This window comes from Tsuneonella aeria (genome assembly GCF_009827495.1).
Classification (GTDB): Bacteria; Pseudomonadota; Alphaproteobacteria; order Sphingomonadales; family Sphingomonadaceae; genus Tsuneonella; species Tsuneonella aeria.
Map to the genome: position 1 here is coordinate 1215683 of NZ_WTZA01000001.1, position 19748 is coordinate 1235430.

Sequence of the window (19748 nt, forward strand, 5' to 3'; positions counted from 1 at the left end):
GAGATTATGCGCCACTTGCTACCACCGCTTGTCACCATCGCCTTGCTAGCTGGATGCACGGCAGGGCCCGATTATGCAGGCCCCCCGGAAGTTCTGTCAGCAGACACCGGCGATCGCTTTGTGCGCGCTGGCAGTGATGTGAGCGCATCTGATTTGGTTGTCGCTCAATGGTGGCTGCTGCTCGGCGATCCCGAGTTGACGCGGCTGGTGGAGGCTGCGCTGTCCGGCAACCCCTCGCTCGCCGCAGCGCAGGCGCGCATTGCCCAGGCACGGGCATCCATCAGGCAAGACCGTGCGAGTCGAATGCCATCGCTTGGGGCACAGGCCACCACCGTGCAGGGCCGGCTTCCTGGTCTCGACCTTCAAGGCGGGGCGCCCCCCCCGTCAGAGCAAACCAATTCCGACGCAGAAACCGATGACTCGCTCAGCTTTTACAATGTGGGCCTTAACGCGAACTGGGAGCTGGAGTTCGCCGGTGGCTCGCGCAGGCGCATTGAGGCCAGCAATGCCCAAGCTGCTGCAACGGTGGCCAACGCAGAGGACGCAAAGGTCCAGTTGACTGCCCAAGTGGCCAGCACCTACGTCAATTTGCGGGAGGCCCAATTCCGCGCAGAGCAATTTGAGGCGCAGATTTCGTTGCAGGAAGAGATCCTGGCGCTGACATACCAACGCTATCAGCGCGGTGCATTGCCGCTTTTCCCGGTAGGCACCGCGAATGCCGAACTGGAGATGCTCAAGTCACAACTTGCCGAAGCTGAAGCGGATATCGCAGTCCTGTCTGATGCACTCGCTATACTGACCGGACAGGTGCCGGGATCAGTTGATGCAGCGCTCACGACTGCGCATTCCATTCCCATGCCGCCAGAGCAGGTCGCGATCGGCGATCCGGCAAGCCTGGTGGCGCGTCGGCCTGACATAAGGGCGGCCGAACGGTCTCTTGCCGCGTCGACGGCGCGGATCGGGGTGGCCGAGGCGGCGCGGTTCCCGAAATTGTCCTTCACGGGGATCCTGGGCCTCGGCGGATCCTCGTTGGACGACGTTGTCGATGTCGGCGATTTCTCCGCACTCGCGATCCCACGCCTCCAGTGGAATTTTCTGGATTTCGGCAGGGTAGACGCTGCGATCGACCAAGCCGGGGCGGCGCGCAACGAAGCAGTCGCCAATTACCAGCAGACGGTGCTTCTGGCACTGCAAGACGCCGAACGTGCCTTGGCTCGCTTCGGCCAGCAGCGTGTGGCGCTCGCTGCCAGTATGCAAATCAAGAAGCAGGCTGACGGCGCGGCGGACCTGAACCGCCAACGTTTTGCCGCAGGAGCGATCTCGAAGGCTGACCTCAACCGGGCCCTGCGAGAACAGCAGCAGGCCTCAGCAGACCTCGTCCGGGCAAAAGGTGCCCTTACGCTGGCGTGGATCGCGCTGCAGAAGTCGCTGGGCCTTGGGTGGCAAGAGCCTGTTCGAGATCAATAGTCCCGCCGCGCTGATCAAGTGATCCGGTTGACGAGAAGTAGGCGCCCCTGCCGCTGGCGACCAACTTGCCGTCGGGCTCGAGAACCCGGGTTTCCGCCACCGAAATCTGTCGCCCGAGCTTCACGATCTGTCCGTGAGCAGTGAGAGGTCCTGAGGTTGCAGAACGGTGGTAATTGACATGCAGATCGGCCGTCGCTCTCGCCGCGACGCCCGCCGCAAGCAGAGTATAAAGCCCGGTGAGGTCGACCAGTGAAGCCAGGATCCCTCCATGCGCCGACCCAATCATAGGGTTCGACACGATCTCTTCGCGCCATGGCATGGTGATCGCGATTCCCTGGTCGGAGCATGTTGCAATCTCCAGCCCAAGCCATCGGTGAAACGGCGCTATATGCAGCATTTCCTGCAAGCTCTCTCGATCGATCATAGCTCCCTCGTCCCCTGTGGCTGAGCCGTATCGCGAGAGTGATGGCGCCCTAGGAAATCGACGATAGCGGCGGAAAAGGCATCGTTCGCATCGCCCACGACCATGTGCGTGGCATCGGCAATATCGGTGTATTCTGCATGGGGGACGAGTTGTCGCAGATGCAAAACGGCCTCTTCGGAAACAAGATCGCTAGAGCCGCCTCGGATGAGGTGAAGCGGAAGCGTGAGATTCGCCGCAGCTTGGCTCAGCATTGCCGATTGACGTTCTTGGCTGTCTGGGTCGCCTTGTCTGGCTGACATTATATTACGGATAAACACAGGGTCCCAGTGCCAATAGAAGCGCCCATCCGGCTTCTGCCTCAGATAGTTTTTCAGACCTTCGCTCGCGCCCCGCCTGGGACTATGCGGCATGTAGCGAGCGATCACGTCGGCCGCCTCCTCTGGTGAGGCGAAGCCGCTATCGACATGCTCTTCCATGAAACCAACCACGCGCATCACACCGCTAGGCTCCATGCGCGGGGCAATGTCGACCAATGTGAGTGAAGCAAAGCTACCTGGAGCAAGCTCCCCTGCGGCAATCAGTCCGGCGAGCCCGCCCAGTGAAGCGCCGACCAGCGCTGGCTTCTGGTCCAGGCGCGACGCTGCAGCGACCAGATCCGCCGCGAAGTCGCGCATTTCATAAGCTCCGCATGGAGACCAATCGCTGTCTCCGTGACCGCGCATGTCGAAGGCGATTGCGCGAAAGCCGGCTTGAGCCAGCTCGCTGACCACCCTTCTCCACGCGCGCCGTGTCTGCCCGCCGCCGTGCGCAAGAAGGACGGGTATGGCGTAGGCATCCCCCTCAGCCTCGGCTGTAAGAGAAATCGCGCCTGCGCCCTCAATCGTAAAGGTTTCTCTCGCCATCTCTGGATGGTAGGAAAGGCGCGCTAAATAGTAAACCGATTTAGTTTGTGGCTCTCGGCTCCGTGTTGGCTGTCCTGCAAGGGCGTTTTAACGACGGCAAAGGTCTATACCAAGAGGGGTTTCTCCAGATCATTGTCTAATGCACCGGCTTGCGATTCGGTCAGCAGTCGCTGTCCGCTTAATCCGCTCAAAGATATAAAAGCTGCCTTTCCGCTTCCGGCCCAGGACTCGCCGATTGTGCCCTCGCCCGGGTCCGGCAACAGGACGCCCGAGCGAGGTGGTTAGGAGCGTCAGGAATCATCAGATAGATCGATGATGGCCGTTCGGCACGTTCCATGGCGGACTACGCTCGTCGAGCATTGCCGCCAGCATCTGCAAGATTGCTTCCGCCGGCCCGTCGATCACAGTGATCTGCATCTGGATTTCAGCCCGGTGCTTGTAAAGCATCTGGCCGGCGTGGTGCCGCTGGCCTGTGCCCTTCGGGCTTCGGTAGGCCGATAGGCGCGGCCCGATGCCGCCTTTGGCCGCGTGCCCGAGGAACATCGTTTCTCCGCGCAGGCGGGCGCGGATCAGGCCGGTCGCCTTGGAAAGCCCGACCAGGCGGGCGGTATGCCAGTTCGAAATAGTGACCCATCGGATGGATTGCTCGATGTTGCGCATGTGTGGTGACTCCCAAAAAAAATACGAAAACGAAAAAAACCCCACGAACCAGCTTCAAACTGGCCCGTGCGGTTAGATTATGAGTTGTTGCCGTTCATTTTGGCCGCGCCGGCCTCAACCGCCGCCATCAAAGTAGAATTGGCGAGGTGACTATAGCGTTGGCTTGACGCTACATTCTTGTGCCCGAGTATTTTTCCAACGGCGAATAAATCGACTCCGGCATTCACCATAAAGCTGGCCGCCGAATGCCTTAGGCTGTGAGGCGTTATATCAGGCAACCCCGCCAGTCTTCGCGCGGTGTCGAAGGGATGCTTCAGGTCGGTGTACGGCTTCCTCGTGGCCGGGTTAGGAACGAGCCAAGGGCAGTTGTCGAAGCGGGGCAGCCGATCGATGACGTCTAGAGCCGCCCGGGACAGGGGCACGTGCCGGCCGCTGCCGTTCTTGGTCATAGGCAGGAACAGCGACTGACGCCCGTGATCGACGTGCTCCCAGCGCGCGTCCAACAGTTCGCGCTTTCTCAATCCGGTTAGCAAAAACAGCGTGATGAGGTTCGCGAGCTGCGGGTTCTTTGACTGCTCCGCCGCCGATATGAGCCGGGCAGCCTCGGCGGGGGTCAGGTACCGATCGCGCACGTTGTTGAAGCGTTCTCGTGGGATACCCTGCACCGGATTCGCCGCAACCAAGCCACGCTTGACGGCCAGCTGGAACGAGCGGCCCAGCGTTACCTTGAGCTTCTCCACGGTCGCCGGTGCCAAGCCCGCCTTGCGTTTCTCCGCCAGCCACTTGGCGATATCCTGCGTGGAGATCGCGTCGGCTCGCTCGCGGGCAAAACGAGGTAACAGGTGCACGCGGATCACCCGTTCGACGTTCTCCGGCCGCCGAAGGTGCAGCTGGGCATACTCAAGGTGCATGGCCGCGAGATCGGCGTAGGTCGGCACCGCCTTCTTCTCAGCCTTCTGAGCTGCCGGATCGCCGCCCATGATGACCTCGGCTCGCCACTTCTTGGCGATCTTCTGCGCCTCGGAGAAGCTCACATCGCCGTAAGGCGCTATACGTCGTTGCTTGAGCTTCCCGTAAGCATCCTGGTACCTGAACTCATAGCTCTTGTAGCCCGACTGGTGGCAGGCCAGCGTGAAGCCGGTCGTCGACAGGTCGTAGTAATCGGTGCGCTTTTTGCCCGGCTCGCACTGGGCGGTCAGGCAGAAAGCGTGGTCTAGTTTAACTTTGGGCATTTCGAATTTCCTTTGTTTGTGTGGGGTTGATGCCGAACACAGGATCGCCGCGTGGCCGCGGGCGGAGTCCAGGGCCGGTGGATGGCCCGACGGGCCGTGAGCTTAGTGGAAAGGCAATCCGGCCGATGGCTGCCGGCACGTGTCCGCACCGGCAGGCGTCATCAGCTCCAGACTAGTCGAAGCTTCGCTGCCCCTCCCGGGGGCTGTTCGAAGCCGGCAGACCCGGCGAAGGGGGTGGAACCAAGGTTGCTGATCCGCCGACCTCCACCACGCGCCACGCGTTGCGCTCGCGGCTTTCCGCCTTCTCGAGACGCAGGCCGCCAACCGGTCGGCCGCAGTTGCGTTTCAGGTAGTGACCCAGCTTCATCTTGTTGACGGGCCCGCCCTCTACGAACGGGAGGTCCTCCAACGCTTCGAGCAGATCGCCCTCAGCGTCGGCCACCAGCACCCTTAGCGTAACTGGCTTGCTGGCTAGGCGCGCGTGCCAAGCATGAAGAAGCCGACCAAGTGCGACCACATCGGGGTCGTCACGAAGCTGCTCGATCAGACCTTCGGCGGGATCGTCCAGGCCCAGCCAGACCAGCGGCTGTCGGCACAGCTCCGACCACCGCCCACCGTAGCTGGCGAGCGGCGATATATCCGATTTGGGGCTTCCCGCGGCCAACCACGCTTCAACCACGGTCAGAACGTCTGCCACGTACGCTTCGCGGTTCGCTTCGACGGCGGCCAGCGGATCACCCTCGTATCTGATGGTCACGGGGCTCTCGTCGCCGGTGTCGAGGTCGATGACGACCACACGGCGGCAAAGATCGCCTGTCGGCCCGGTGTTATTACCGGAGCCGAGAACTAGCACGTCGGTGCTGACCGTCGCCATTTTGGAGACGCCCAAGATTCGATCTGTCATCGTGGGCGAAGTGAGCAACCGATTGACGGCTCCGAATGGACGCCAGTCCAGAGCCATGTCGTCGAAGTCGATCACCGCCGGCGCTTCGATTAAGGCGGCCAGGAGCACCTTCGTGGCCTCCTCCTCGGAACGCGGGTAGCTGACCTTTGCAGGGTGGCCCGCACCCGCGAACCGCGCGATGACGTCCGACAGCAACGATTTTCCCGAACCGGGCGAAGGCGCCCTGATGTGGAAGGCGGGTGCCCTTCCCAGGCCCGGCCTAAGCGCGGCGGTGAACATCGCGGCTAAGGCGGTCGCCTTGTCGCGGGGGGTGGCGAACCGAAACTCGCGGAGCAGTTCACTAAGCCGGCCCAGCGCCGCGCGCGCGTTGGCCTCAGTGGGCTCTGCCCGCTTGAAGGCCGCGCCCTCGAACGCGCAGTACAGCTGCGATCGCGGGTCGTAGCCGCTCGCAGTTACCAGGCGACCGTCGCGCCCCAACATCGGCTGCCGCGCGATGCCTCGTAGCGCCGGGAGATGGTCATACGTCTGCATCTGCAGCAGCAGCCGGATCACGTTGGGCTGCGGGTTCGTGCGGACCCAGTTCTGCGGGCTGCTCTTGTCGTACCGTTCCCATTCCGCGGCCCCGGAGAGCGCTAAGGTAAGATCGGCGTCGGTCTGGGGGACAAGGCCGACTCCGCCGGTCACCGGGTCCGTACCCACCTTTACGATCAGCCCGCCGGCCTGAAAGTACTGGCCGGTGTCAGCCAGCACCAGCTGCGCGGCGTTCACCATCGACTCGAGCTCGCCTTCGACGGTCCGGATACGCGGCCTGTTGCGAACGTCGCTCCTGTTAAGTTCGAACAGCTCGAGCAGGTCCTTCAGCTTGTATCGATCGCTGTGTGAGTGATGGCATTTGAAGCCGCCCAACGGATGCGCTCGAGACGGCTCGAAGAAGCAGGCGCCGTTGTCCGGACCGGTGTGCTCGGCTACCCATGGACAGGTGATGTCATGCTTGCCGGGCTCCTTTTCGGTCTTGTGAAGGCCAGCCGTTTTAAGCGCTGCAACAACCGGGTTCTCGGGACTCGCGGGGATGAACACTTCGGGACTGATACCGGGTACCGCGTTACGTGCTAGCCGCTGGCGAGGTGACCCGGCCACCGGCACCCGAGCCGGCTGCGTTGTGCGGTCAGGCACCAGGCGATCAACAAGATCCTCGAGATCATACTCTACGTCGGGGTTCCACTCGGTGAGCCTGCACTGGAACGGGCTTCCCCGCTCATCGCGGTGCTTCGCCTTGCCGTTGACGCCGTTGGGCAGCCGCACCCACCGGGCCAGGCCCAGGGCGCCCGCGTCGCAAAGACCAGCCCCTGCGACCGCTTGCTGGGCGTCCTCGATAAGCTCGGAACTCGTTTCAGGCTGAGCGAGCACAAACCCGAGCTGAAAGTTGCCTTCGCTTGTCTCCAGCGCCCAGGTTGGCGTGACGCCAATCGGCGGTTGGCCCGCTTTCGTGCCCACGTCGTCGAGCACCAGCGCGTGGTATGCCGCCGCGCAGTCCTTCCTGGCCTTGATCGATCCATCGGCTGCCGCGTGAAAGCTCGAGCAGTTGAAGTAGTTGTTGAGCCCGGCTTCGCAGACCGCTTCGACCCGGACAGCATCGTGCGGTTGCCAGCCGCCTTGGCCGGGATCGCCGGCTTTCGCAGCGACGGCGGCGTGGGCGCCATCCGGCAGATGCCTAAAGACCACAGCGAGGAAGTCGGAGTTGGTGAGCGCGATGGGCGGTGCGCCTGCCTCACCCCCTTTCCCGGCTCTGCCTGCTTCCGGCGCCTGATCGACCGCCGCCTGTGGGCTTCTAGTCTTAGGCGCTCTGAGATGTGCCGCCCGCGAGGTTACCGGGTGGGCGTTGTCGTTCGGTAGAGTTTGATCATCCGCCATGGGATGTTCCTTCTTCTTGCCCGCTCACCGAGCGGGGCAGCCAAATCGCTCCGTCGTTGCTGGCTGTTGCGCGAAGAAGATGTCTCTCAGAGCCGGGGTCACTGCACCGGAGCGTGCGTGAAGCGGACGGCAAAGAGCCCGGTGCAAGGGATGGTACCCAGGCAACAGGAAGTCGGATGTCGAAGGAGAAGTCAGAGCCCGCAGGGCCGGCGATGAGTCATCGCACGCGGGAGTCCAGAGATAGGGTCGCTTTCCGCGCTGTCAATTGGCGCCGGTCGGGTACGCCCGAAACAAAGTTGGCAGAGGGGGAAAGGGGGAGGCCCGGTCCAGGGCCAGCTGAAGCGTGCGCGCCGCCCCCTTCCTCTGCGCGGTTTGCGGGACCGAAGCCCTGCAATTCCTGTGCTATGTAGCGCAATGCTTCCGGCATAACGCGACAAGCCCCGATCGGTCCGGTCCGGAGTTCTTCACTAACAAGATGTATGCGAACTCGGTCCCTATCGTGTGCAACAGTTCGAAGACCGCCTCGGTGCGGTGATACTCAAGGCGGTCCCACCACGCCAGAAACTCGCCATCAGGATCGCCTAGGGGACCTACGATTGGATCGAACCCTAGGAGGTCCCCCAACGCCTCCGCGCTGTCGCCAGGTTCGACCAGAGCGATGCACGTAACTTGCCAGAGCCCCACCGCCTTGGCCCTATCGGCAAGTCGGCTGAGCAGCTCACGCAATTCAGGTTCATTGATCTCGTCGAGCGTGGCGCGCAGGCTAGGATCGTCTAATACGATGTTCATGTTTTGTTCTCCATTGGTTAAAAAGAGAGCGCCAAGGCGTTGCCCGGGCACTTCGGTGACCGACCGATGTCTGCTTGTGGTGGTCAAAGGCGAGACAGAATGATCCACCCACAACCGCTCTGATCGGTGACGAAGACCTGCTCGCGAAAGCCGACGACCGGATGGTCATCCTGGAATTCAAAAGCGTACGGATCGAGACCCAGGCTCGCCGGCGTCTCACGCCCCTCGCAGATCGCGATCGCGGCAATGTCCTCGAACTCGTAATCGGCAAGGCGCTCAAGGTGCGGCCTGATGATCCCCTCGGTCTCGCGGCCGAGCGGTGTCGCGAGGAAGGTGTCAACCTCCCCCGCAGTGCGTAGAATAATCATGGGGAGATTCTCCATACGAAGAAGGGCCCCGCGGATCGCTCCGGGGGCCCTTGTGGATTGTCGATGTTTGGTCGGCTTTAGCAGTAACGGAATTCGAGTCTGGGCGTCGGATCGTAGCCGGCCTGTTGCTTCAAAATCGGCTCCAAGAAGCGACGCAAAACCGCCTCACTGCGCGGCAAGACATCTCTGCGCATGAGTAACTTGTTGGCGTTCTCGACCGCCTCGGGCTGGAGGCGCTGTTGCAGCTTCAGCAGGGCCGTCTTCTCGTCGACGAGGTACCCGCTATCCAACACCTGGTAGCTCTTTAGACGTACCGACGGCTGCGCGATGAGCTGGGGCCGCCGCAGGGTGACGACCAACTTTTCGGGACCGCCCGAAACGGCGAAGTTACCCGGAGCGAGGTTCAATCCGATCGGGTACTCGACGTGGTACGTCACGCGCACGCGGGCCCTTGAGGTGGGAAGCGGCGTGTAGGCGATGGACTTCTCGAGGTGCTGATCGCGCACGATGTCCTGCGCCAGGGTCAGTGTTAGGAGACTCGCCTTCTCGGCGAGTGCGCTTTTGACGATGGCTTCATAATCAACCGACCGCCGCCTCACGATCAAGCCGTCGTCGACTCCCTCACCTGCGGGCGACATGCGCGGCGGGGTTGGGAACTCCCAGCCGCTATGCGACAGGTACAGACTGCTAGCCGTCAGGGCGAAAACCGAGGTGGACGCGAGAATTGTTCGTGCTCTCATTGAGTAAACCTTCGTTGGTGGCAGCCCCAGCGCGAGGAGGCCTCTCGAGAGGCGCCGATGGCACCTCCTTATAAGCTGCCCCAATTCTCGCGTTATATCAGTATGTTAGAGAGATATGTGCTCGATCGCGCCCCCGAGCGCACCGCGTGAAAACTCTCTATAGGAAGACTTGATGATGAGCCCCGAGCAGCCAAGAGCCATGAGGAACCCCGCCGTCCGCGCGGCAAGGCTGGCCGCACTATACGAGCGCCACATCGCACCACTGACGGACTTCGTGCATTGGTTGCGAGCTAGAGACAGCAACGAATACCCCTACTTCGATCCGGCCGATGGAGGCGTGGAGGCCTCAATCCTATTCCTGCTGGAGAAGCCGGGACCGATGACCGTGCCCGAGGGTAAGGGTCTACGGCAGGGCTCAGGGTTCATCAGCCGGGACAACGACGATCCCACCGCTGAGGCATCATTTCGGTTCTACCGAGAGGCAGGAGTCGATCGGCAGCAGTCGGTCATCTGGAACGTGATCCCCGGCTGGAACGGCACCATTAAAGTCGCACCGGCGGAGCTTAGGGCAGGCGTAGAGGACCTCGCGACGGTGCTTGAGCTACTCTCCAGGCTGAACACGATTGTGCTGGTGGGCAGGAAGGCCGCACGGGCCGAGCCGCTTATTCGGCAGCTGGGAGACTACGCCATATTCAACTCGGCACATCCGTCAGGGCAGGTCAGAGCCGGCAACCCTCACCTGTGGGCTGAAATTCCGGTAACCTGGAAAGCTGCGTGGGAGGAAACTCTCCGTCGCCTCCGATCCGAACACTAGGCGCTCTGCAGATCGAGAAGCGACAGGCGGGGAACAAACAGCGCACAGCAGCTAGTAAGCGTGTCTCGGTGGGGGTATGATGCCCTCCGATGAACGGCTCTTCGAACACCAGACAATATTACAGCGTGCGGACTGCGAAGAACCCAGCCGACGCGCAGCTCACGTTCGAGCTGCTAAAGACGATGTTTCAGTCAGTGTATTCCCAGTTGAGTGGAAAGGACTACTTCCACGAGGCATTCGGGTTTTACTGTGTGGATGCTGAGGATGTGCCCGGCACGGTAGGGAGCGATGTCGCCAACTATGTGCTGTTCCGTACTCGAAAGCAGCTTTGGCCGATACCCGACCACATCGATGAGCTCGGCGAAAGTGATCTATTCGATCTGATCGAGTTTCTCTTCGACCATGTAAGCAAGCCCCTCGAAGGCAGCTTCCACTCTCATATGGGGTGCGGCATGCATTGGGAGACATTCGACAAGGAGGCCGGGCGCACCGAATACTGCTCCATGCTAAATCCGCTGCTTGCGAGCTATGGCCCCGGCTTTGAGCTGAATAATCGGGGCGAGATAATGCAAACTGGGCCGCGCGAGCTTGGCAACCTGCTTCGCGCCGACCCGCCTTCCGAGGACGGGACCGTGCGCTCACGTATACGAGCAGCAGTCGACTGTTTTCAGCGCTATGGAAGTAGCATTGAGGACCGCCGTCACGCTGTACGCGACCTCGCGGATGTGCTCGAGAAGCTGCGTCCCCGAGCGAAGACCGTGTTGAGGAGCAAGGACGAGGATGATCTCTTCAACCTCGCCAACAACTTCGGCATCAGGCATCTGAACGACAGGCAAAAAAGTGATTACGATCCAGCGGTTTGGTTGAGCTGGATGTTCTATCACTACCTGGCAACGATCTTTGCCGTCCTGCACCTCCTCGAGCGGAAGCCGAAGGGCGAACGTAAGCCATAAGCCTCTAACCAATAGCGCGTTCAGCTGTTCATTCAGCAAACGTCCGGTTCCGATGTTCTGGCGTTCTTCAGCGGACCGTCCGCTTACGACCCCATTGCGGACATTGGGCTATTGCGCAGTGTAACCACCATCCACAGCGAGGACCGCTCCCGTAATGTAGCTCGCGGCGGGCGACGCAAGGAAGACAAAGGGCGCAGCGATCTCATCCACAATACTCAGCGCAAAGGCGCACCGATCGGCGAGACCTTGCAGAACGCGGCAATCGAGGAGGGCGCTGACATGCTGGTCATGGGCGCCTTTGGCCATTCGAGGCTCGCTGAATTTATCTTAGGCGGCGCCACGAGGGATATCCTAGACCGGCCTAGTCTCCCTGTGTTGCTTTCGCATTGAGATTCGCGCGCCGCGCAAGAGAGCTGCCAAGTTCGCTGGACGCTTGCTGCTACTGGCTGAATAGCTGGTAATGGAAACGCACGTTTTCAGGCTCCGGAGCGGCATCATCCGTCTGAACAACCCATCTCGCAGTATGTAGTGATGGAATAATGACGCGGCCGCATGGATGCCAATGAGCCAGTAGCCGATCGTGCCACCGAATTTGTGAATTTCTTCGGTCCGCTCCGCAAGCTCCTCGTTCTCGGCGACCAGGGCGGGCAGATCGAACCCAAAGAAGGGAATGGTTTCGCCCTCTGCGCTGAGAATCAACCATCCGGCGATCGGCATGCCAATCATGAAAACGTATAGCGCCAGATGGGTGGCCCTGGCCAAGGCTTGCCGCCATGCCGGTTCGTCGGTCAACGAGAGTGGCGTTCCCCATACGAGCTTTGCTCCAATTCTGATCCAGACGAGCGCAAGCACCGATAAGCCCAGCATGAAGTGCCACATTTTCAGTGCTTCACGCAGGTCGCTGCCCTTGGGGTAAAACTCGCGGAACTCGATCGCAGCATAAACACCAGCGATCAAAATCAGCATCAGCCAATGCAAAGCGATCGATGTAAAGCTATATCGATCGTTGGCTCTGGGTCGCATCACCGACTCCTCCTGATCTGACTCTTCTGCCTTAAAGTGCCAGGTGGCGTTGACACAGATCATCGCAGCAGCCGGAAGGCAGCAGGAATGGAAGCCTTGTCGCGTGCTCAACTCCATCTTTGGGGAGAGGCGAGCGGCAGGCAATCGTCTGGCTGTGAGCTTTCCTCCTTTCGTGCCATGAGAGAGCATGCAATCAACCACTGAACGCAATTTTGCATTGCCGACCGCCCGAGAAGCTTGATGGCGTGGCAGCCGCTACGATGAGCGAGGGTGGACAAGCGCCGGCAGGCACCGGGCTCGTGCGCTCGCTGACATTGACCCACGCTGTTCTATATGGCGTCGGGGTAACTATCGGCGCAGGGATCTACGTGCTGGTGGGCGTTGCGGCCGGCAAAAGCGGGATGCATGCTCCGCTGGCCTTTCTCGCGGCGGCGATTGCCATGGGCTTCACTGCCGCATCCTTTGCCGAGCTCGGGACACGCATGCCGGTGAGCGCCAGCGAGGCGGCCTACGTCGAAGCCGCCTTCCACCGAAAATGGCTGAGCCTGGGCATGGGCCTGCTGGTTGTCCTTACCGCAACGGTTTCGGGCGCGACCATAAGCTCGGGAAGCGCGGGCTATGTAGCGATCTTCGTCGATCTTCCCGCTTCATCGATTATCGCCTGCGTAGTTCTTCTCATGGGAGCCGTGGCGTGCCTCGCCACCACTCAATCCATCGCAGTGGCCGGCCTCATGACGCTCGTCGAAGTCGGCGGCCTGCTTGTCATCATTGCAGTGGGCTTCGCCAACGGCGCCACAGAGGTGGAGCGAATTCCGGAGATGATCCCGTCCCTTGGCGATAGCACGGCTTGGTTTGCAGTGGGTGGAACTACCCTCATCGCCGTGTTTGCGTTTGTTGGCTTCGAGCATATCGTGAATGTGGCGGAGGAGCTGGAAAATCCCTCGCGCACGCTCCCGCGAGCCCTCTTTCTGACGTTGGCCATCACCGCCGTTTTATATGGTCTGGTCGTGTGGACCGCCGTAACCGCCATGCCGCCGGAGGATCTCGCCAAATCATCCGCGCCTCTTGCGGCGGTCTATGAAAGGCTTACCGGCCAACCGCCCCATTTCATGAGCGTGATTGCCATTGTGGCAACGCTGAACGGAGTGGTGGTCCACATGATCATGATCGCGCGGGTTCTCTACGGCCTATCGCACCAGGGGATGTTGCCGGCTCCGCTTGCTCGAGTGAACCCGGTCACCCGAACACCGCTCGCGGCCACCGCCGTCGCAGTAAGCGCGATTCTCGGGCTATCGCTTTTTGTGCCTCTGGAAGGGTTAGCCGCGTGGGCCGCACGCGGAACCTTGTTGATTTTCGCAGGCATCAATCTGGCGTTGATCAACATCAAACGCCGGGGTGCACCGGCGAGTGATGGGGTCTTTCATTGTCCCGCACCCATCGCTTACATGGGGCTGATACTCACGATGCTTTTATTGATCCTCGATCTCTTCTAATAGACCCTGGTGCCGCCCAGTCCATCCTCGTGCGATAAGCCTTTCCCATTCCGTGTCGCTTACGTAGTCTCTTGAGGATGAAAACGATCGCCGCCTTTTGCGTATCCGGGTTGCTGGCAGGCTGCCAGATCGCTTCCCCAGAGGCCAGCGTTGCTGGTGGTCTGCCGGTGGGGTCGCTCAAGCAGAACTCGCCGGAGTGGCGGGGACAGAAGCTTGCCGTGAATCGATGCTCGGATTGCCACTCCGTAGGCTATGCCGAGACTTCTCCACTACCGGCTGCCCCTAGCTTCTCGGCGATCGCCAACACGCCCGACCTGTCCAGGGTTACTCTGACGGCGTGGATGAAGAACCACCGGAACTACCCTGAGGAGATGTATTTCGAGATTCCAGCCGAGCACATCGACGATCTCACGGCATATATACTTACGCTTCGCAGGGCGGACTAACTACGGATCGCCTGACGCCGGACCCGAGGAGGAACCAATGCTGGAACTCATCGACTCTCCTGACGACGTGATAGCACTCACAGTCTCCGGGAAAATCACAGGTGCAGACTTGAGCATCGTCATGGACCGCCTCGACGAAGTGATGGCTGCGCATCAGAAAGTCCATGTTTTTGTCGAGTCCCGATCGCTTGACGGCATCGAGCTGTCAGGTCTTCCAAACTACATGGCGCGGGCGGTGCCATTGTTTGGCAAATTGAACCGCTTTGGCCGCGTGGCGGTTGTAGCAGACCAGTCGTGGGTGCGAGCGGGCGCCAAGCTTGAAAGCTTTGTGCTGCCGAACATAAGCTACCGCACTTACATGCCGAGTGAGCGCGATGACGCATTAGCGTGGGTCGTTCGCAGTTCTAATTGAATAGCGGAAGCGTCGGCCAGTCCGCTTTCCACCCAATTACGGCATTAGCGGATAGCGTTCGTTTCCGACCCATTGCAGACCTTTGCTAATCAGCTAGGCTGAGGGCTTGAGACAGAGGGGGCATCTATGTCGAGCGGTCTCTTAGCGTCGTCCTGTGGGATGAGATTTCTGCTCTTCGTGGCGTGCTCTTTCCTGCTTCCTAGTGCCGCGAGCGCTACTGGCACATTGACAATCCGGAACATCACGATCGTCGACCCCGTCGACGGAACGCGATCCGCCCAGGACGTCGTCATCCAGAATGATCGGATCGTCGCCATCACTGCGACCGGCGCGAAGTCGAGCGAAGCGCTCGGTGAAACGACAGTCGTCGACGGAACCGGCAAATACCTCATTCCTGGGCTGTGGGACATGCATGGCCATGTGTCCGACGAAGCTTCGGGGCCGCTCTACATCCTCAATGGCGTCACGGGCGTGCGCCAGATCATGGGTCACAGCCTAAGCTACGCCTGGCGGCACCGGAAGCTCGAGGCCACTCCCGCGATGCCGCGCATGTACCTCGGCAGCACACTTGTCGACGGTAAGCCGGCTCACGTCCCCGGCTCGATTGAAGTGAGCAGCATCGATGAGGCGCGGCAAGCGGTGCGCACCGTAAAGAGCTCCGGAGCCGAATTCCTCAAAATCTACAGCAAGGTGCCCGCCGATGCATATGAGGCGCTGATCGATGAGGCGCGGAAGCTCGATGTGCGGGTGGAAGGCCACGTGCCCGATTCGGTTTCATGGGCCAGCGTGGCGAAGGATGGGAAGCAACGGAGCATTGAGCATCTCTGGGGCTTGCCTCGGTGGGTAGCGAGCAACGCCGAGAACCTGTCTGAGCGCACGGCGAAGTTTTACGAGGGCGTGACCTGGGGTGGAACGCTGACCCCAGAGCAGCAGAAGCGCACGATCGAGCTCCAGAATGAGGCTTACGACAACTTCGATCCAAGGCGCTTCGCAGACCTCGTTCGCGACCTGAAGCGCAATCGGGTGTGGCAGTCGCCGACGCTGATCGTCTGGGAGACGCGCATCCGCGAAACAGATCCTGCGCTGGCAAAGGACCCGCGCCTCGCCTTGATCCCGCAATGGATGCGCGAATTCTGGAAGTGGAAGGTTGGAAACGACGGAAATGGTGAACCTGCCGCGCGGGCCCTTAGTGAGCGCAGACACAAGTTCAACCTCGACAGGTTGCGGGAGATGCACGCTTCCGGCGTGCCGATCCTAGCCGGAACCGACTCGCCGCTGCCATACAACCTGCCCGGCTGGTCGTTGCACGACGAGCTGGCGCTGCTCGTCGAGGCGGGTCTCACGCCGAAGGAAGCGCTGCAGGCGGCGACCTCGAATGCCGGTCAGTTTATCGGGCGGAACGACATCGGCCGCGTACGGCCTGGCGCAATTGCTGACCTGGTGATTACTACAGCCGATCCGACAGTCGATATTCGCAACACGCGCAAGATCGACGCAGTCATCATCGGAGGCCGGTTGATCGACCGCACGGCGCGTGACGCTGCTTTCCAACAGCTCAAGCGCAAGTTCGCTGCACCGACCGCGGCTGCCGCCCTGACGGAAGCTTTCAAAGACGGTGGGCTCGCTGCGGCGATCGCGACATACGAAGAAGTCTGTCCTGCACCCGATGCGGTTCGAGATTGCTCCCCTATCGATGCAGTAGAGTACACATTGGCTCCTCTCGTCCTAGAGAGCCCTGAGAAGGACAGGTTCGGCACGCTTGTCGATTGGGCCGAACGGCGCTTTCCGGACGATGTGGAAGTGCAGACGTGGGTAGCCCTCGAGCAAAAGAAGGCGTCACGTCCGGACCGATCGAAAGCCGCCTTACAACGAGCTTTGCAACTTGCTCCTGGCAGCCCGTTCCTGCTGCATCACCTTCAACTGCTCAAGGATTGAACGGACCGGCACTGGCCCGGCGCTCCGCATGATTGGACGTCCGCCTGCCCACCGACAGCAGAGGCTCGACGCACCACGCATCATCGCCGCTGAAGGGGAATGATCATGAAGCAGATGATTTTCTTGTTGACGTTGGCAGCGGTGACGGCGGGCGCATGCGTTCCGGTGCGGAATGACGGATCGTCGCTAACGCATCAGACTGCTCTGCTCGCAGCTAACTCCGAATATGACCTTGCCATTGTCCAAGCGGACGCGGCTGCTCTCGATCAAATCTACGCCGACGATTTCTCGTTCGTCGGCGACAACGCTGAGCTACGGAACAAAGGAAGAGCAAATCAGGCAGATGACGGGCGGATCCATACGGCTGCTCTATGCGCGGAGCGATGAAATAGTAGTGAGGCGTCTCGGTCCTGACCATGCGCTGCTCACGGGACGCTTCACCGGTCGGTATCGAACCGGCGCCCATGACGTCAGTTTCGTCGAGCGATATAGCAGTGTCTGGAGGCGCCACGGCACACGATGGCGCTTGCGCCACGAGCATTCGAGCTTTGTGCCTGAGCCGGCCACTGAGCGCTCGGGTGCGCTTCCCGCCCAAAGGGACATTAGCGGCGGTTCAATGTCCGCTTTCCACCCTCTTTTGGGCCATTCGTGTATCTGCGAGCGGAACTGGAAAGCAGACCGCCGTCTACTGAAGCAGAGTGAGTGCGTAGCGAACCACATCTTCGGCAGGTAGGGGCTTAGATAACACTGGCGCATCGAGCCCGCGCAGAAACTCACCCACCCGGTTCAAGTCGCCCGTGTGGAGAACGAAGGGGATGCCTCTCCGCTTGAGCTCGGCGGCAGTTCGCTCACAGGTTTGCCCATGTCCAAGGTTCACGTCGAGCACGGCGCCCGCGAACACATTCTGATCGAGAGCGTCGAGAGCCTGATCGCAGGTGCTCGCGGTGACCGCGTCAGCACCCTCGTCCTCGAACGCGAACTTCAGATCCATTGCGATTAGAGGTTCATCTTCCACTATCAGGAAGCAGGTCATTCGATTGCTCCTGATCAGCGAGCTAAGGGAAGAGAGATTTGCACCCGGAGACCGTCAGGCTCCCAGGTGGTGTCGAGGAAACCATGCGAATGCGTGAGCAACGTCCGGGCGATATTAAAACCAGTTCCCGTGGATTGGGGCTCGCCGCTGACCCCAGGCCCGCCTTGCTCCTTCCAGTCCACTACCAACGTTGCCCTGTCGTGCCGGTCGGTGTCGTGGCGCCAGGAGACATCGATCCGTCCAGTATCGGAGGAGAGCGCTCCATACTTCGTCGCATTCGTTGCCAGCTCGTGGAGCGTGAGCCCGATGGCCGAGATGGCGTTCGGCTCGGTTCGGACGGTATCGCCAGTGCAATGGATGCGGTCGCCCTCGGGATCGTAGGGCTGCAGCACTGCTCGAATGGCCTGGCCAACCTCGATCGTGCCCATAAATGCATCGTCGAGCGTGGGCTCGTAGGACCGTCCCAAAGCCTGGATGCGATCGTTGATCTTCTTGGACACGGGACGCGCATCCATGGCCCGCCCGGTGATGTTTACGATGCCGCCGATGACAGCAAAAACATTCTTCAACCGGTGGGAGACCTCACGTGCCATCGCCTTGGCGTGGCGTTCCTCAGCCCTAGCTTCATGGATGTCGGTTACATCCCACTGGCTGCCGAAGAAGTATTTGAGCTTGCCATCGGTGTCGTAGATTGGGCCGAGGTGGAGCGCATTCCAGAACGTCGAGCCGTCCTTGCGGTAATTTAAAATTTCGAACACCGCCACGTCCTCGTCGCGGATGGCGTCGCGCATCTTGGCAACCTGGCGTGGATCGCTCTTCGGGCCTTGGAGGAAGCGGCAGTTGCGGCCGAGTATCTCCTTCGAGGTGTAGCCGGTAAGCTCCTCGAAAGCGGCGTTGCAAAAGATAATCGGGTCGTCGTCCTGGTTCGGATCGGTCAGGCAGATTGCCATGCGCGTCTGCGCCATAGCCTGCTCGAACAGCAGGCCCGACGCGCCTTCAAAGGGCTCGTAGGGCTTTGCTGTCCTTTGCGGTAGCGAGGACGCTTGGTGCGCGTCGGTTGGCGGATCGCCATTCTTAGGTGAAGTCATTGCACATCGTCTTGCGCTCTTGGGCGAGCGCGCGGGCGCCGCATGAACATACCGGTGCGACAACGCGATTCAATTTCGCCCGTTCCCATGGGCGACCGCGCTCGGGCTACGACCGCTTTCCACCCTAACTGCGGACGTTTGAGACTATCGCTGCTGCGCCTGTAAGCTGACCGTCAGCTTCTTTCGCCCACTGGCCAAAAGTCGTCAGGCAGCAAACGACCCCATGGCTGCCATCCGAGCACGAGTAGGTTCGGCACCGCCCTTCCAAAGATTCGCTCAACGTGGAGCAAGCACTCAAACCCGTGGTCATCACCTCGCCATTTTCAGAGCGTCACCTGCAAGTTCATGCAGAGGCCCTTGTTCGTGTCGTAGCGAGCCCGGTGAGCGGGATGGGCAATTTGACGTTGAGGTCAATCCGCGGATGATGGCGATCCTGAAACCACCGATGGCCGAAGCAACCGAGCCGCTGCCAACCCGCCTAACAAATTGTCTACAAAGCTGCCAACAACATCGGCGTAGATCAGCATATCATTCAAGCACGCCAATTGCGAGGACCCGTCGTAGCGCAGCTCGCCGAGCCAACGATCCCCTTGTCAGCTAGGTGCACCTGGCCTGCCGGTTTTGGCGTCAATCAGCAGGAAGGAACCAACCTTTGAGGCGGGTCGCCGCAAGCTCTGCTTCGGTTCTTTCGACGAGCAATAGGTTTAATCTCTATCGATGCGGGCCCGAATTGGCATCGTGGAGGAGCAGCATGCGCACGAGCTTCGCGACAGGGCGCGGAACGCCGATCCGCCCGTCAAGCCAGAGGCTTACAGTCGAGCGATCCACGCCAATCGCGCCAGCCAGCGCCGACTGCGTCTGGTAGCCGAGTGCGTCCATAGCTAAGCGCAATTCGTCGGGCAGCATCGATGCGAGCAATGGGTCCATTTTCAGCGTGCTGACGCAGGTCGAAAGCTTCGCAGGTGCGGAATTTTCCGCGCCCGAAGGCTGTTGGTGTGAACTTTTCACAAAACCATTGCAGCTCGCAGCATCCATAAATCCCCCTCTTTTCAAATCCTTGCAAAGCGAAACCGACCGTCGCCTCTCCGGATTGACGATTGTCCGAAATTTGTGCGATGCACCATAAATATCAAGACTAAGTCCCATCAAGCAAT

Annotated in this window: 22 protein-coding genes and 1 pseudogene; 10 read left to right on the forward strand and 13 right to left on the reverse strand. The window is 60.7% G+C overall.

What is annotated here, in order from left to right:
* Positions 1 to 6: 6 nt before the first annotated feature.
* The gene (locus tag GRI40_RS06020) at positions 7 to 1467 is read left to right on the forward strand and encodes an efflux transporter outer membrane subunit (protein ID WP_160610504.1); all 1461 of its coding nucleotides are present in this window, start codon (positions 7 to 9) and stop codon (positions 1465 to 1467) included.
* Here the strand turns inward: GRI40_RS06020 and GRI40_RS06025 are convergent.
* From GRI40_RS06025 to GRI40_RS06060, 8 genes are all read right to left on the reverse strand, one after another.
* A complete protein-coding gene (locus GRI40_RS06025; protein ID WP_160610505.1) occupies positions 1397 to 1891 on the reverse strand; it encodes a hotdog fold thioesterase in 495 nt (164 codons plus the stop codon). The two genes, GRI40_RS06020 and GRI40_RS06025, sit on opposite strands and share 71 nt — an antisense overlap.
* Positions 1888 to 2793: an alpha/beta fold hydrolase gene (locus GRI40_RS06030; protein WP_160610506.1), complete on the reverse strand. Its 906-nt coding sequence runs from the start codon at positions 2791 to 2793 to the stop codon at positions 1888 to 1890. Before GRI40_RS06030 ends, GRI40_RS06025 begins: the two co-directional genes overlap by 4 nt.
* Before the next feature lie 300 nt (positions 2794 to 3093).
* Positions 3094 to 3498, reverse strand: a complete 405-nt coding sequence (locus GRI40_RS06035; RefSeq protein ID WP_160610507.1) for a hypothetical protein — start codon at positions 3496 to 3498, stop codon at positions 3094 to 3096.
* Positions 3499 to 3530: 32 nt separating this feature from the next.
* The gene (locus GRI40_RS06040; RefSeq protein ID WP_160610508.1) at positions 3531 to 4685 is read right to left on the reverse strand and encodes a site-specific integrase; all 1155 of its coding nucleotides are present in this window, start codon (positions 4683 to 4685) and stop codon (positions 3531 to 3533) included.
* A gap of 172 nt (positions 4686 to 4857) precedes the next feature.
* Positions 4858 to 7500, reverse strand: coding sequence for a DNA-primase RepB domain-containing protein (locus GRI40_RS06045; protein WP_160610509.1), 2643 nt, complete (start codon positions 7498 to 7500; stop codon positions 4858 to 4860).
* 402 nt (positions 7501 to 7902) lie between these two features.
* Positions 7903 to 8289, reverse strand: coding sequence for a hypothetical protein (locus GRI40_RS06050; RefSeq protein WP_160610510.1), 387 nt, complete (start codon positions 8287 to 8289; stop codon positions 7903 to 7905).
* 83 nt (positions 8290 to 8372) lie between these two features.
* Complete coding sequence (locus GRI40_RS06055; protein ID WP_160610511.1) at positions 8373 to 8657, reverse strand: hypothetical protein; 285 nt, start codon at positions 8655 to 8657, stop codon at positions 8373 to 8375.
* 77 nt (positions 8658 to 8734) lie between these two features.
* On the reverse strand, positions 8735 to 9397 hold the full coding sequence (locus tag GRI40_RS06060) for a hypothetical protein (protein ID WP_160610512.1): 663 nt from the start codon (positions 9395 to 9397) through the stop codon (positions 8735 to 8737).
* 172 nt (positions 9398 to 9569) lie between these two features.
* Here GRI40_RS06060 and GRI40_RS06065 point away from each other — a divergent pair, with 172 nt between their 5' ends.
* Both GRI40_RS06065 and GRI40_RS06070 read left to right on the forward strand, forming a co-directional pair.
* Entirely contained in the window at positions 9570 to 10211 is a 642-nt protein-coding gene (locus GRI40_RS06065; RefSeq protein WP_202390144.1) for a uracil-DNA glycosylase, read from the forward strand.
* An 89-nt stretch (positions 10212 to 10300) separates the two neighbouring features.
* Positions 10301 to 11164, forward strand: a complete 864-nt coding sequence (locus GRI40_RS06070) for a hypothetical protein (protein ID WP_202390145.1) — start codon at positions 10301 to 10303, stop codon at positions 11162 to 11164.
* A 108-nt stretch (positions 11165 to 11272) separates the two neighbouring features.
* On the opposite strand, the pseudogene GRI40_RS13820 reads toward GRI40_RS06070, so the two are convergent.
* Positions 11273 to 11371, reverse strand: a pseudogene (locus GRI40_RS13820) (SDR family oxidoreductase); the annotation flags it as partial.
* 27 nt (positions 11372 to 11398) lie between these two features.
* On the opposite strand from GRI40_RS13820, the gene GRI40_RS13825 reads away from it, so the two are divergent.
* Complete coding sequence (locus GRI40_RS13825; RefSeq protein ID WP_337190546.1) at positions 11399 to 11554, forward strand: universal stress protein; 156 nt, start codon at positions 11399 to 11401, stop codon at positions 11552 to 11554.
* Here GRI40_RS13825 and GRI40_RS06080 read toward each other — a convergent pair.
* On the reverse strand, positions 11516 to 12250 hold the full coding sequence (locus GRI40_RS06080) for a cytochrome b (protein ID WP_237489007.1): 735 nt from the start codon (positions 12248 to 12250) through the stop codon (positions 11516 to 11518). The two genes, GRI40_RS13825 and GRI40_RS06080, sit on opposite strands and share 39 nt — an antisense overlap.
* A 236-nt stretch (positions 12251 to 12486) precedes the next feature.
* Between GRI40_RS06080 and GRI40_RS06085 the strand changes: the two genes are divergently transcribed.
* From GRI40_RS06085 to GRI40_RS14115, 6 genes are all read left to right on the forward strand, one after another.
* Positions 12487 to 13680, forward strand: coding sequence for an amino acid permease (locus GRI40_RS06085; RefSeq protein WP_202390147.1), 1194 nt, complete (start codon positions 12487 to 12489; stop codon positions 13678 to 13680).
* 77 nt (positions 13681 to 13757) lie between these two features.
* Positions 13758 to 14126, forward strand: a complete 369-nt coding sequence (locus GRI40_RS06090; protein WP_160610514.1) for a c-type cytochrome — start codon at positions 13758 to 13760, stop codon at positions 14124 to 14126.
* Between the two features lie 37 nt (positions 14127 to 14163).
* Positions 14164 to 14538, forward strand: a complete 375-nt coding sequence (locus GRI40_RS06095) for a SpoIIAA family protein (protein ID WP_160610515.1) — start codon at positions 14164 to 14166, stop codon at positions 14536 to 14538.
* 159 nt (positions 14539 to 14697) lie between these two features.
* Positions 14698 to 16473 carry an amidohydrolase family protein gene (locus GRI40_RS06100; RefSeq protein ID WP_160610516.1) on the forward strand — a complete coding sequence of 592 codons (1776 nt, stop codon included), beginning with the start codon at positions 14698 to 14700 and terminating at the stop codon, positions 16471 to 16473.
* A gap of 105 nt (positions 16474 to 16578) precedes the next feature.
* Positions 16579 to 16860, forward strand: a complete 282-nt coding sequence (locus tag GRI40_RS13830; RefSeq protein ID WP_237489008.1) for a nuclear transport factor 2 family protein — start codon at positions 16579 to 16581, stop codon at positions 16858 to 16860.
* Positions 16817 to 17206 (forward strand): hypothetical protein, encoded by a 390-nt coding sequence (locus GRI40_RS14115; RefSeq protein WP_420006862.1) that lies wholly within the window; start codon positions 16817 to 16819, stop codon positions 17204 to 17206. The genes GRI40_RS13830 and GRI40_RS14115 overlap by 44 nt, the downstream gene beginning before the upstream one ends.
* On the opposite strand, the gene GRI40_RS13665 is transcribed toward GRI40_RS14115, so the two are convergent.
* The 3 genes from GRI40_RS13665 to GRI40_RS13835 all read right to left on the reverse strand — a co-directional run bounded on the left by GRI40_RS13665 (position 17159) and on the right by GRI40_RS13835 (position 19743).
* Positions 17159 to 17506 (reverse strand): response regulator, encoded by a 348-nt coding sequence (locus tag GRI40_RS13665; protein WP_202390324.1) that lies wholly within the window; start codon positions 17504 to 17506, stop codon positions 17159 to 17161. The genes GRI40_RS14115 and GRI40_RS13665 overlap by 48 nt on opposite strands.
* Before the next feature lie 14 nt (positions 17507 to 17520).
* Positions 17521 to 18594: a PAS domain-containing protein gene (locus GRI40_RS06120; protein WP_160610520.1), complete on the reverse strand. Its 1074-nt coding sequence runs from the start codon at positions 18592 to 18594 to the stop codon at positions 17521 to 17523.
* A 711-nt stretch (positions 18595 to 19305) separates the two neighbouring features.
* Positions 19306 to 19743, reverse strand: a complete 438-nt coding sequence (locus GRI40_RS13835; RefSeq protein WP_237489009.1) for a helix-turn-helix domain-containing protein — start codon at positions 19741 to 19743, stop codon at positions 19306 to 19308.
* Between the last annotated feature and the right edge of the window lie 5 nt (positions 19744 to 19748).

What these genes read in the sequence shown, in the direction of transcription:
- GRI40_RS06020 (WP_160610504.1), top strand. Translation starts at nt 7, where the DNA reads ATGCGCCACTTGCTACCACCGCTTGTCACCATCGCCTTGCTAGCTGGA.
- GRI40_RS06025 (WP_160610505.1), bottom strand. Translation starts at nt 1,891, where the DNA reads ATGATCGATCGAGAGAGCTTGCAGGAAATGCTGCATATAGCGCCGTTT.
- GRI40_RS06030 (WP_160610506.1), bottom strand. Translation starts at nt 2,793, where the DNA reads ATGGCGAGAGAAACCTTTACGATTGAGGGCGCAGGCGCGATTTCTCTT.
- GRI40_RS06040 (WP_160610508.1), bottom strand. Translation starts at nt 4,685, where the DNA reads ATGCCCAAAGTTAAACTAGACCACGCTTTCTGCCTGACCGCCCAGTGC.
- GRI40_RS06045 (WP_160610509.1), bottom strand. Translation starts at nt 7,500, where the DNA reads ATGGCGGATGATCAAACTCTACCGAACGACAACGCCCACCCGGTAACC.
- GRI40_RS06050 (WP_160610510.1), bottom strand. Translation starts at nt 8,289, where the DNA reads ATGAACATCGTATTAGACGATCCTAGCCTGCGCGCCACGCTCGACGAG.
- GRI40_RS06055 (WP_160610511.1), bottom strand. Translation starts at nt 8,657, where the DNA reads ATGATTATTCTACGCACTGCGGGGGAGGTTGACACCTTCCTCGCGACA.
- GRI40_RS06060 (WP_160610512.1), bottom strand. Translation starts at nt 9,397, where the DNA reads ATGAGAGCACGAACAATTCTCGCGTCCACCTCGGTTTTCGCCCTGACG.
- GRI40_RS06065 (WP_202390144.1), top strand. Translation starts at nt 9,570, where the DNA reads ATGATGAGCCCCGAGCAGCCAAGAGCCATGAGGAACCCCGCCGTCCGC.
- GRI40_RS06070 (WP_202390145.1), top strand. Translation starts at nt 10,301, where the DNA reads ATGAACGGCTCTTCGAACACCAGACAATATTACAGCGTGCGGACTGCG.
- GRI40_RS06080 (WP_237489007.1), bottom strand. Translation starts at nt 12,250, where the DNA reads ATGATCTGTGTCAACGCCACCTGGCACTTTAAGGCAGAAGAGTCAGAT.
- GRI40_RS06090 (WP_160610514.1), top strand. Translation starts at nt 13,758, where the DNA reads ATGAAAACGATCGCCGCCTTTTGCGTATCCGGGTTGCTGGCAGGCTGC.
- GRI40_RS06095 (WP_160610515.1), top strand. Translation starts at nt 14,164, where the DNA reads ATGCTGGAACTCATCGACTCTCCTGACGACGTGATAGCACTCACAGTC.
- GRI40_RS06100 (WP_160610516.1), top strand. Translation starts at nt 14,698, where the DNA reads ATGAGATTTCTGCTCTTCGTGGCGTGCTCTTTCCTGCTTCCTAGTGCC.
- GRI40_RS13830 (WP_237489008.1), top strand. Translation starts at nt 16,579, where the DNA reads ATGAAGCAGATGATTTTCTTGTTGACGTTGGCAGCGGTGACGGCGGGC.
- GRI40_RS14115 (WP_420006862.1), top strand. Translation starts at nt 16,817, where the DNA reads ATGACGGGCGGATCCATACGGCTGCTCTATGCGCGGAGCGATGAAATA.
- GRI40_RS13665 (WP_202390324.1), bottom strand. Translation starts at nt 17,506, where the DNA reads ATGACCTGCTTCCTGATAGTGGAAGATGAACCTCTAATCGCAATGGAT.
- GRI40_RS06120 (WP_160610520.1), bottom strand. Translation starts at nt 18,594, where the DNA reads ATGACTTCACCTAAGAATGGCGATCCGCCAACCGACGCGCACCAAGCG.